General features: G+C 55.6%; 12 protein-coding genes. 10 read left to right on the top strand and 2 right to left on the bottom strand.

What is annotated here, in order from left to right; all coding sequences use genetic code 11:
* Nucleotides 1-379: 379 nt before the first annotated feature.
* Complete coding sequence (locus tag FHS72_RS11235) at nucleotides 380-1,087, top strand: acylneuraminate cytidylyltransferase family protein (RefSeq protein ID WP_183529099.1); 708 nt, start codon at nucleotides 380-382, stop codon at nucleotides 1,085-1,087.
* Between the two features lie 3 nt (nucleotides 1,088-1,090).
* On the opposite strand, the gene FHS72_RS11230 is transcribed toward FHS72_RS11235, so the two are convergent.
* A complete protein-coding gene (locus FHS72_RS11230) occupies nucleotides 1,091-1,747 on the bottom strand; it encodes a phosphatase domain-containing protein (RefSeq protein ID WP_183529097.1) in 657 nt (218 codons plus the stop codon).
* Between the two features lie 230 nt (nucleotides 1,748-1,977).
* Between FHS72_RS11230 and FHS72_RS11225 the strand changes: the two genes are divergently transcribed.
* Genes FHS72_RS11225 through FHS72_RS11195 form a run of 7 tightly spaced genes read left to right on the top strand, consistent with a single transcriptional unit; the run spans nucleotide 1,978 to nucleotide 8,927 of the window.
* Nucleotides 1,978-3,006, top strand: a complete 1,029-nt coding sequence (locus FHS72_RS11225) for an N-acetylneuraminate synthase family protein (RefSeq protein WP_183529095.1) — start codon at nucleotides 1,978-1,980, stop codon at nucleotides 3,004-3,006.
* Nucleotides 3,006-3,692, top strand: a complete 687-nt coding sequence (locus FHS72_RS11220; protein ID WP_183529094.1) for a glycosyltransferase — start codon at nucleotides 3,006-3,008, stop codon at nucleotides 3,690-3,692. The genes FHS72_RS11225 and FHS72_RS11220 overlap by 1 nt, the downstream gene beginning before the upstream one ends.
* A gap of 3 nt (nucleotides 3,693-3,695) precedes the next feature.
* Nucleotides 3,696-4,616: a glycosyltransferase family 2 protein gene (locus tag FHS72_RS11215; RefSeq protein ID WP_183529092.1), complete on the top strand. Its 921-nt coding sequence runs from the start codon at nucleotides 3,696-3,698 to the stop codon at nucleotides 4,614-4,616.
* Entirely contained in the window at nucleotides 4,617-5,264 is a 648-nt protein-coding gene (locus tag FHS72_RS11210) for a YrbL family protein (RefSeq protein ID WP_183529090.1), read from the top strand.
* A gap of 31 nt (nucleotides 5,265-5,295) precedes the next feature.
* Nucleotides 5,296-6,423 (top strand): UDP-N-acetylglucosamine 2-epimerase, encoded by a 1,128-nt coding sequence (neuC, locus tag FHS72_RS11205; RefSeq protein ID WP_183529088.1) that lies wholly within the window; start codon nucleotides 5,296-5,298, stop codon nucleotides 6,421-6,423.
* A complete protein-coding gene (locus FHS72_RS11200) occupies nucleotides 6,416-7,648 on the top strand; it encodes a 3-deoxy-D-manno-octulosonic acid transferase (protein ID WP_343042677.1) in 1,233 nt (410 codons plus the stop codon). The genes neuC and FHS72_RS11200 overlap by 8 nt, the downstream gene beginning before the upstream one ends.
* Nucleotides 7,641-8,927, top strand: a complete 1,287-nt coding sequence (locus FHS72_RS11195) for a 3-deoxy-D-manno-octulosonic acid transferase (RefSeq protein ID WP_183529085.1) — start codon at nucleotides 7,641-7,643, stop codon at nucleotides 8,925-8,927. Before FHS72_RS11200 ends, FHS72_RS11195 begins: the two co-directional genes overlap by 8 nt.
* Here the strand turns inward: FHS72_RS11195 and rpe are convergent.
* Nucleotides 8,899-9,582, bottom strand: a complete 684-nt coding sequence (gene rpe / locus FHS72_RS11190; protein WP_183529083.1) for a ribulose-phosphate 3-epimerase — start codon at nucleotides 9,580-9,582, stop codon at nucleotides 8,899-8,901. The two genes, FHS72_RS11195 and rpe, sit on opposite strands and share 29 nt — an antisense overlap.
* Before the next feature lie 123 nt (nucleotides 9,583-9,705).
* Between rpe and FHS72_RS11185 the strand changes: the two genes are divergently transcribed.
* Both FHS72_RS11185 and deoC read left to right on the top strand, forming a co-directional pair.
* The gene (locus tag FHS72_RS11185; RefSeq protein WP_183529081.1) at nucleotides 9,706-10,533 is read left to right on the top strand and encodes an AraC family transcriptional regulator; all 828 of its coding nucleotides are present in this window, start codon (nucleotides 9,706-9,708) and stop codon (nucleotides 10,531-10,533) included.
* Nucleotides 10,534-10,606: 73 nt separating this feature from the next.
* Nucleotides 10,607-11,602: a deoxyribose-phosphate aldolase gene (gene deoC / locus FHS72_RS11180; RefSeq protein WP_183529079.1), complete on the top strand. Its 996-nt coding sequence runs from the start codon at nucleotides 10,607-10,609 to the stop codon at nucleotides 11,600-11,602.

Here is an 11,602-nt window from a genome sequence, read left to right as displayed (position 1 = left end):
CCGCTTCGTTCCGTCCGCTGCACCGTGTCTGCTTGTCTGCGTCTCCGGTAAAGGGGCTTCTAAGGATAGTACACTGAGGCCGCAAGTGCTTTTTTGCTAGAAAGTCAAAAAACCTTCATAAACTTGAAAAATCAAATAAAAACAGTCACTTACAATACGCACTTTCTGAGATACCAACGCCCGCAGCCCCACCCGGCACACTCGCAAACCAGCCTGATCCGCTACATATAGACTTATCCACAGACATACCCACAAGTTGCTGCGAATTTCGCCCGAGTATCCGACTCGGCAGGCCCAAAATTCCGACTCGTTTCCGAATCCTGACTGTCGTTTTGCCCCCTGCCCCGCTAAAACGGACATAACAAAGGAGACTATAGACATGATCATCGGTCACATCGGCGCGCGCGGCGGCAGCAAGGGCGTTCCAGGTAAGAACTTTAAGAACCTGCACGGCAAACCGCTGATTGATTGGTCGCTCGACCAGCTCTTTGCATCAAATGACATCGATCATGTTGTCGTCTCTACTGATGATCCCGAAATGTATGAACATGGTCTGAAACGCGGTGGCCTCGATATTGGCCTGCGCCCTGCCCACCTTGCCAATGATACCGCTGGTAAATGGGACGTCTGGCAGCACGCGCTTGAAGAGGTTGAAAAGATCACAGGTCCCGCGTCTACCTTCATTGATCTCGACTGCACCTCGCCCCTGCGCCTGCAAGAAGATCTCGACGGCGCACTCGCACTATATAACAGTCAAAAACCGGATATGGTGATGTCGTGCTGCGAAAGCCGCAAGAACCCCTACTTTAACATCCTCGAACTCGACGACGGCGGCAGCCTGCATGTGTCAAAACCATTGCCCGGCGGCGTTGTTGCGCGACAGCAAGCCCCAAAGGTCTTAGATCATGTCGGGCTCGTCTATATCCTGAACACGGATTACCTGCGCCGTGCCACGTCACTATTCCAAGGTCGGGTCATCCCCTACGAAGTGCCAAACGAGCGCGGTCTTGATGTGGATAGCCCCATCGACTGGGAGATCATCGCGTTCCTGATGGGGCGTCAAATCGCACAAGGCCTAAAGGGGTAGGCCCTACCAGCCTTCCCAAAACGTCTCGCTCGCCTTCATCGCTTGATAATCGGCCATCATCCGGTCCCGATCATATTCTGCGACAATCCAATCACGCAGACCAATCGGGCTGTGTTGGCGACGGGCCAGATAGGTCTCTAGGAAAAAGTCGAGTATTCCGGTCGATGACTTGCGAATATGCAGGTAGCGGAAACTCAACTGCGCCCGCAACGTATCATCATCCGCGTCACTATATAGTAGAAGGTAAAGCGCCGACGCAAGACCAGTGCGATCCGCTCCAGACTTACAATGGATCAAGAATGGTTTTTCCATCGTCTCGAATGCATCAACCAGCATTAACAATCGCTCTTGGCGCGGCGCTTTGCGGGCGCTCAAGCCGATCGACACGATCTTTAGGCCAATCGCGTCACAGGCTTCTTGCTCAAACAGGAAAAACGGCTCCTGCAAGGGCCCGCGTAAATTCAGGATCGTCTTGATCCCCAAATCCGCATAGGCCTGAAACCGCGTAGCAGAGGGCTGGTTTGATCGATACACACCAGTCGCCACTTCCTCAAAGTTATGCCAGCGACGGCGCAGTATATCGTGATCCTGCCAGTCAAGCTGACGACGCGCACGCGCACGACCTTGTGGCGTAACAATCTCATAAGTGCGTTTCGCCATCGTCTTGTCCTCAACTTGCAGCCCGCTGATGCTATATCGCCACGATATAGACAACAACAGGCCCACACCTTCATTTCGCCGTAACAACTCCGGGGGTTCGGGGGCTGGCCCCCGTTAAACGGCGCGTTCGGGGGCTATCCCCGCTGATACCGCGCGTGGGGCCTGCCCCCCAATTGCACCACCCTCGCAAACCGCATAGACCAATCATAACAAAACATCGGAGACGCACCATGGACATCGCAGGCCGCAAAATCGGACCACAGCACCCGCCCCTCGTGATTGCAGAGATCGGGATCAACCACGGCGGCGATCTGGCCGCTGCCAAAGAAATGGTGCGCCTCGCGGCTTTCAGCGGCTGCGAGATGATCAAGCACCAGACCCATATCGTCAGCGACGAGATGACCGAGGAAGCCAAACAAATCTTCCCGCCCAATGCTGATGTGTCGATCTGGGACGTGATGGAACAATGCGCCCTGTCGCTCGAAGACGAAACAGAGCTGAAACGCTACACCGAAGAACTCGGCATGATCTGGATTTCGACGCCGTTTTCACGGGCAGCGGCTGATTTCCTCGAAACACTCGACGTGCCAGCCTACAAAATCGGGTCCGGCGAGGCCGACAACCTGCCCCTGATCCGACACATCGCGGCTAAGGGCAAACCGGTCATTATGTCCACCGGCATGCAAACCATCGAAACCATTCGCGCCTCCGTGCAAATTCTCGAAGACGCGGGCATCGAATACGCGCTGCTGGAATGCACCAACCTCTACCCGTCGCCCCCTGAAATCGTGTCCCTGCAAGGTGTGACCGATCTCAAGGCGGCCTTCCCGAACGCAGTTGTCGGCTTTTCCGACCACTCCATCGGTCCGGACATGGCGCTGGCATCCGTCGCACTTGGTGCCTGCATCTTGGAACGACACTATACAGACAGCCGCTACCGCATCGGCCCCGATATCATCAACTCGATGGACCCCGCGGAATTGCGACACATCATCGACCGTTCCCGTGAAATCCACACAGCCCTGCACAACCCCAAACAACGCACCGACGCCGAAGGCCCCGTCTACGCCTTTGCCCGCGCATCCGTCGTTGCAGACCGTGACCTGCCCGAAGGTCACGTGATCGTCGAATCCGACATCTGGGCACGCCGCCCCGGATCAGGCGAAATCGCAGGGTTCGAGTTTGACAAAGTCGTCGGCAAAACGCTCACCCGCGCTGTGACGCGCAATACGCAACTCGCGTGGAGCATGTTGAAGTAATGAATATCCCCAAGAACCTCATGCATGTTTGGATCGGGCCACGCCCTGCGCCATTAGACTGGATGCAGACGTGGCAGGACCACCATCCCGACTGGGATTACACCCTGATCGACAACGATTACGTCTCGCAACACCAGTTTCAAAACCAAGCGCTGATCGACGAATACCTGCGCCGCGCCGAATACGCAGGGGCCGCCGACTTGATCCGCTACGAGGTCCTGCACGAAAAAGGTGGCTTTATGCCCGGCGCGGATTCCCGCTGCCTGCGCAACACGGACGAGCTGTGGACAGAGGCGCAAGCCTACACCGTCTACGAAAACGAATTCGTCAGAGGGCAACTGGTCTCCCCCATCCTAGCCTGCGAACCGAACAACCCGTTCGTGGACGCGCTGATCAACCGCTTGGGGCAACTCAAGCCTGAGCAGTTAAACAAAGCGTGGCTCACGACTGGCAACTACTTTGTCGCGACCATGATCAAAGAACTATCGCCCAAGGTCCACATCTTCCCATCACATTACTTCATCCCGAACCACTACACAGGTCACGGCTACGACGGTGATGGTCCGATCTATTGCGACCAGCTGTTCGGTGAAACCACCAATGGCTACGCAAAACCCAACTTCGCAGGCAAAATGCAGAAAATCGCCGGACGGCTGCGGTCCTCTCGTATGCGCCGAAAGCTCTGATTCATGGTGCCGCCCGCCACATATTCACTTGTTATCCCAACCTGCAATCGTCTCGCGTTCCTGATCGAGGCGATCCAAAGTGCTGTAAAATCAGCCCCCGCAGGCATGGAAATTATCGTGGTCAATGACGGCGACCCTTTCGATGCAACCCAACTGCCGCAGATCGCGACCCCAATCACGCTACACCAAAACGCGGGCGACGCCGGCGCATCGGGTGCTCGCAACTACGGTGTGGCGCAAGCAAAGGGCGATTGGATCTTCTTCCTCGACGATGATGACCTCATCGCCCCCGGGTACTGGGCGCACTTGGCGGCAACACTCCTTACAACCTTGGACAAAGACGCCTTGGCCTACGGGTTCTGCGCCACAGCAGATTTCCGCGACCGTGGCTTTCAGCCGTCCCAATCCGTCGCCGGAACGTGGCAAAGTCTAGTCGCCCCATGCGACGCCAAAGCACTCAGCGGCCTAGGCAAAGGGTTTTGGGTCTCGCGCACCGCTTACCAGACCGTTGGCGGGCTCGACACTGCCCTGCGCGTCAACGAAGACACAGAATTCTGCATCAACCTGCTCAAGCACGGCGCGCAAGCGTATGAACTTGACCAAGTCGGGGCATACATCTTTGATGGCGCATATAGCGCAAACCAAGGCTCAGTCACCGCATCACAAAGCGCGGACAACCGGCGGCAATACATGGCGCGGATCATCGACAAACACGCCGACTACCTTGCACAAAACCAAAGCCTGTCGCTCTGGCTGCACAAACGCCTATATAAATTCGCAGCGCGATCACAGCCCGACAAACGCCTGCCCACCTCTGCTGCACAGGCATCGTTAACATTCATCGACAAACTGACGCTCAAAGCATCATTCATCGGACACAGGCTCTTAGCAGCACGCCGCCAGAAAACGAAAAGAACGCGCTAGATGCAAAACACGCACACCCTGATTTTAGACGAGAGCCTGTTTCTAGCTCAAGGCAGCGGTCGGCGCGTCTACCGCCATCCTGACCAGTCAGCGACAATCATCAAAATCCAAAAACCGCTCAAGGTGAAACGGTTTAAGACACTTCGCAAACTGATCAACCGCCACAAACGACGGTTCTCATCAATCCTGTTTTCGTGGGTCGAGATTGACGAATTCGCAGCCATGGTCGCACGCACCCAACACGTCCCGCAGTTCTGCTCGCAGTTCCGTGGTTTCGTAGAAACCGACAAAGGCGTCGGATCAATGTTCGACATGATCCTAGGGCCGGACGGAAACATCGCGCCGACCCTCGCGCAATTCGCAGCCCAACATCCCCATAACGAAACAATCACCAACGCCATTGATGCGCTTTGGGACGACATCATGTACTTTCGCGCCCTCGTCTGGGATCCGCACTTCACAAACGTCCTCGTCGCGGGTTCTCTGGACGACGGGTTACGCCTTGTGATTGTTGACGGTCTGGGGGATCGTGCTTTTGTTCCGATCAAGTCTTGGTCCGACCTTGTCCAGAAAAAGCACTGCGAAGCCATGCGTGCCGAGATGCACCAAAAATACGCAGAGGCGTCACAGAAAAGTAAGAGTAATTAACCTTTTTAGGTTTTAACGACGAAACGGTCCCATGTCTGATCCAAAATCCATCCTCTTCGTCACTGGCACCCGCGCTGATTTCGGCAAGCTCGAACCGCTGGCCATCGCAGCGCGTGACGCGGGCCTTAACGTGTCGTTTTTTGTCACCGGAATGCACATGTTATCGCGCTACGGCTTGACCAAAATCGAGGTACACCGCCTGCCCGGCGTCACTGTTTACGAATATCTCAACCAACGGATCGGCGACCCGCAAGACGTTATCTTGGCGAAAACCGTCACAGGCTTTTCCGACTTCGTGCGCGAAACAAAACCCGACCTCGTCGTGATCCACGGCGACCGTGTCGAAGCACTGGCATGCGCCCTCGTCTGCGCCACAAACTACATCCGGTCTGCCCATATCGAAGGCGGTGAAGTCTCTGGAACCATTGACGAAATTTATCGCCACTGTAATTCAAAACTCGCCAGCCACCACTTTGTCAGCTCAGACGATGCGGCGCGTCGTGTCATGGCATTGGGCGAAGACAAATCGGCAATCCACGTCATCGGATCGCCAGAACTCGACTTCCACGCAGGACCGTCTGGCGTCACAATCGAAGACGTCAAAGCCCGCTACGATATCCCGTTCGATGACCTCGGCATCTGCGTTTTCCACCCCGTTACATCCGAAGCTGACACCATGGCAGATCAAGCCCGCGACCTGTTCGGCGCACTCGACGCATCTGGGCGCAATTTCGTCGTCATCGCCCCCAATAACGACCCCGGCAGCGCAGGCATTTTCGACGCCATAAACGCGCTTCCCGCTGACCGTTTCCGCGTGCTGCCGTCCATGCGGTTCGCGCATTTTTCAGAACTGATGAAACACGCCGCCTGCATGGTCGGCAATTCATCCGCTGGCGTCCGCGAAGCGCCGTTCCTTGGCCTTCCATCACTCGACATCGGTTCGCGCCAAACAGACCGGGCCAAAGCCGAATCCGTGCATTTCGCCGACGCTAACGAGGCCGACAAAATCGCCACATTCCTGCGCGACGCATGGGGCAATCGCCACCCACGCGACGAAGGATTCGGCGCAGGATCAGCCGCATCCCGTTTCACTGACATACTAAAATCAAACGTTTTTTGGTCCAGCGGCTTGCAAAAACGGTTCCACGACGGTGGCTAAACTGCCCCTCAGTCTGCGGGCTTACATGGCCCTCACGCATCTCGTGCCATTGCTCGCCAAACGGCACCTGAAAAAGCGTGTCGCACGCGGCAAAGAACACCCAACGCGGTGGACAGAAAAGCTGGGGCAAGCAACAATCACGCGCCCTCGCGGCCCCCTCATTTGGCTACATGCAGTCGGTCTTGGCGAAGTCCTATCCCTACGCGGCCTCATCCACGAAATGGCGGATCAAACTGACGCAAATTTTCTCGTCACGTCCGGTACTTTGGCAGGCGCAAATGCCTTCGCCAAAAACGCCCCGCCGCGCACCATTCACCAATTTCTACCGCTCGACGCGCCGCAATACCGCCAAGCTTTTCTCGACCATTGGCAACCTGATCTCTGCGTCTGGGTCGAACAAGACATCTGGCCCGGCTTTGTGGCCGACCTCGCAAGGCGTGACATTCCGCAGACCCTCATCGCCGCGCGTATGAACGCAAAGAGCCATGCGCGACACGCTCGAACGACACCGCTATTCTCGTTCATCTACAAACAGATGCGCCTCATCACCGCACAAGATGCCAATACGCAAACACACCTGCAAAACCTTGGTGCATCAAACGTAATCATCACAGGATCGCTCAAGTCCAGCGCCCCTCCGCTACAATACGACGCCGCTGAACTAAGCGAATTGCAGACCATTCTAGGCCCGCGTTTCACTTGGACAACCGCACCCGCACATCAAGCAGACGTCGATCTGGCCCTCGCAGCACACGCCCAACTATTAACCACAAAACCCGACGCGCTGCTGATCATCGCGCCCCGTTTCCCCGACCGTGAAAACACCATTTCCGTTCCACACACGGTCCGATCCAAGGGCGAAAAGCCAACCGAAAACGTCTGGCTGGCCGACACATTTGGCGACTTGGGTCTCATCTACAGCCTCGCCGACGCAGCGCTGATCGGCGGCACGAACGACAACACCGAAGGCCACAACCCATGGGAAGCCGTCGCGCTGAACACCGCGATTTTCCATGGTCCGCGCGTCGCGAATTTCCAAACGGACTACGACGCATTGGACAAAAACGGTGCGCTTTGCATCACGTCCCCTGCCGAATTAACCGACGCACTGATCCGCGACCTACAGCCTAACATCGCAGCGGCCAGCGACTTGCGGGCAAAACACGGCAAAGCGATCACCGCCCTTGCCAAAACATTAACAGATGTGATCCGCCAGCATGACTGACTTTCCAACACCACGGCTCCGTCGATTTTTCTGGCTCTACAAAATACTTTGGACGCTCGGCCTGCCTTTTGCCATCGCCTACCTGTTCTGGCGCGGACGCAGAGACCCGCTGTATCGCGGACACCTTGGCGAACGATTTGGGCGCTATCCGTTAACCTTAAAAAATGCCGTTTGGGTACATGCCGTATCCCTCGGCGAATTGCGTTCAGCAGTACCCTTGATCCAACGGCTTTTGGCCGAAGGCGAAACCATCGTCACCACACATTTCACACCAGCAGGTCGACGTGAAGCAGAGCGTGTCTTTGCCAGTGAGATCGCCCAAGGCCGTGTACGCGCCGTCTGGATTCCGCTGGAATTCAAACGGACCTTCCGCAAATTTTTCAAGGCGTTCACACCACGCTACGGGCTCGTGATGGAGATCGAAATCTGGCCCGAGATGATCCGTAGCGCCGCTGAAAACGGTGTCCCGCTATTCGCCTGTAACGCACAATATCCACATAAATCATTCACCCGAGATATCGAAAAATCAAAATGGCGGCTCGATCTACACAAAGGGCTCGCTGGGGCTTTTGTAAAATCCGACCTTCAGCGTGACCGCTTTATTGCCGCCGGTTGTCCTAACATTCATGTCACTGGCGAGCTACGTTTCGATCAACCCATCCCGCAGGATCAGGTCGCGCAGGGCGACATCGCAAAAGCGAAAATCAACCGTCCCACGATCACAATCACCAGCGTCGTAAAGGGCGAGGACGACACCTATATCCAACTGATTAAATCGTCGCCTGAGCGCCTTTTTATCTACGTGCCACGCGCACCAGAACGGTTTGAAGAAACCTACCAAATGCTCACGGATGCCGGCCTCAAGGTTGCGCGGCGTAGCGATATCTTCGACGACAGATTAACCATAAATGACATGCCAAGTGTCGACGTTATTCTGGGCGATAGCATGGGCGAAATGTACTTTTACCTCGCTCTGTGCGACGCCGCGATCATCGGCGGCAGCTTTGTTGAGAAGGGTGCGCACAACATTTCCGAACCACTCGCGTTAGGCAAGCCTGTCATCGTCGGCCCCCATACTTGGACGATTGAGTTTCCAATCGTCGAGGCAATCGCCGCAAACGCAGCCGTTCAAGTCGCTGATAACAAAGCGCTTTTATCGCTCGTTAAATCAGACGACTTCCCGACACAGCTTGCGGCAGAGGCATTTTTCAAAACGCAGGAAGGGGCCGTTAACCGGACCCTTGATGCGATCAAGATTGCGACGCAGCCGCTCGAATAGCGCGAATATTCTCGCCATAAGGCGTAGGATTGCTCACCGAACCGCCACGGAACACAGCAGAGCCCGCGACCAAAACGTCAGCACCGGCCGCAGCCACCAATGGCGCAGTTGTTGGATCAACGCCGCCGTCGATTTCAATATGAATTGGGCGATCACCAATCATCGCACGCAGTTTTGCAATTTTTGCAGTCATATCGATAAACTTTTGCCCGCCAAATCCAGGGTTTACCGTCATCACGCAAACCAGATCAACCATATCCAGCACATCCGCGACAGCCTCTGCCGGCGTACCAGGGTTCAGCGCAACACCCGCTTTACAGCCAAGCGAACGAATATTCTGCAACGTCCGGTGGATATGCGGACCCGCTTCAACATGCGCCGTGATGATGTCAGCCCCCGCCTCTGCGAACCCTTCGAGGTACGTATCGACTGGCGAAATCATCAAATGCACGTCCATGACCGTTTTAATATGTGGCCGCAGCGCCTTGCAGGTTTGCGCCCCAAACGTAATCGCAGGCACGAAATGCCCGTCCATCACATCAACATGAATCCAGTCGGCACCTTGCGCCTCGACAGCCGCACATTCGGCGCCAAAGTTGGCAAAGTCAGATGCGAGAATAGAAGGTGCGATCTTGATGGAACGGTCAAAAGTCATGGCAATATCCGGTCTAAGTCAGGTTTCCACCGCCATAGACCGCCCGGCACCAAATGTCATCGGTTCCGTTTGCGCAAACATCAAGAGGCTTTCCGCTTTCAAATGATCTGCTAGGCTCCTTTTATGACACGCACCATGCGCCAGAAATCGATTCTATTGGACGGGCAATCCGTTCATTTGACCCGAGCAACCGTTTTGCCGCGTCGGCCAAAGACGCTTCATACTCACGACTACGTCGAACTCTTTTGGGTTCAGAATGGTATTATCCGACATCATTCTGAAGATGGCGTTAACACGCTCTCGGAAGGCACGCTTGTTGTTGTGCCAAAAGGCAAAGCCCACGCCCTGCAAGGCAAAGGCGATCACGCGATGGTTGTGATGCTGTGTTTAGCGACGACATTAACCAATAATATCGCAAAGCGTCATACGCCTTGTGCACGCGTTGTGCACGCATTGTGCATTCGCGAATTTGCCCGTGATACCCGCCAAATGGCCGCTTTGAATCAGGCCGCGATGCGCCTCGAACGTAGCTCTTGTGACGCGCTTGCCGCAGAGGCATTTTTGCTGCCATTGCTTGTCGATCTACTGGATGAACCCGACTTCACCGACGCCCCGCCATGGCTATCCAAGGCGTATTCTGACGCGCAAGATCCCGTTATTTTCCGTGAAGGCGCTGCCGGTTTTGTGGCACTGACAGGCAAGGCGCACCCCCATGTGAGCCGGACCATGAAACAGCACAGCGGTCAGACACCTGTTCAATATATCAATGACTTACGCATGAATTACGCCGCCAGAGCCTTGACCGGATCCAGTGACGCGCTACCCGAAATTGCCACGGATATAGGCCTGCAAAACATGTCCCATTTTCACAAATTATTCCGCGCAAAGTTCGGCGTCACCCCCGCCCAATTCCGCGCTGACAAGCAACGTAACGTCGTTCAACCCGAATAGCATTTGACCGAACGGTCAAAACTTGCCAAGACAGACCCTTCATGCAACCTTCGCATGACGCATCGGAGGCACTATGCAGACCCTCACCAAAACATCGACGACAGCCGACCAACTTCCGCAGGTTCACGAACAGCGAAACGACGGAATTCCGCTTGACTTAGAATGGGTTAAGGCAGTCCAAGCCAACACATCCGCGATAGAACGCAGGGCTGCAACATTGCCCGGACGACGGTCCGTCAAAAAGGATTACCAAGCCGCTTGGTTATGCAAAGCCATCAGCGTCATGGACCTGACAACCTTGTCCGGCGATGACACACAAGACCGCGTTAAGCGTTTGTGCGCAAAGGCAAAACAGCCTGTGTCACCTGCGCTTTTGGCGCAGCTTGGCATGGAAGGTCTGACCACAGGCGCCGTCTGCGTTTACCACGATATGGTCGAAACCGCGGTCAAAGCGCTTGACGGTACATCCATCCCCGTCGCCGCCGTTTCCACAGGTTTCCCAGCGGGTCTGTCCCCATTCCATCTGCGTATCCAAGAAATCCGCGAAAGCGTCGATGCGGGTGCTTCTGAAATCGACATCGTGATCAGCCGCCGCCACGTTCTGAACGGCAACTGGCAAGCGCTTTATGACGAAATGGCCGAGATGCGCGAAGCCTGTGGCGACGCCCACATCAAGGCCATCCTCGCCACTGGCGAGTTAGGCACATTGCGCAACGTGGCGCGCGCTAGCCTTGTTTGCATGATGGCAGGTGCTGACTTCATTAAAACATCAACAGGTAAAGAAACCGTCAACGCAACATTGCCCGTGACCTTAACCATGATCCGCGCAATTCGCGCCTATCAGGAACGTACAGGCATCAAAGTCGGCTACAAACCAGCAGGCGGTATATCAAAGGCCAAAGACGCACTGGTCTACCTCGCCATGATCAAAGACGAACTTGGCGACCGTTGGTTGCAGCCTGACCTTTTCCGCTTTGGGGCGTCGTCGCTTTTGGGCGACATTGAACGCCAACTCGAACATCACGTGACCGGCGCGTACTCCGCCCAGCACCGCCACCCGATTGGATAA

Origin of the sequence: Yoonia ponticola (genome assembly GCF_014199395.1) — a bacterium.
GTDB lineage: Bacteria > Pseudomonadota > Alphaproteobacteria > Rhodobacterales > Rhodobacteraceae > Yoonia > Yoonia ponticola.
The sequence above is the reverse complement of the archived record's forward strand: the minus strand, read 5'-3'. Positions and strand labels throughout refer to the sequence as shown.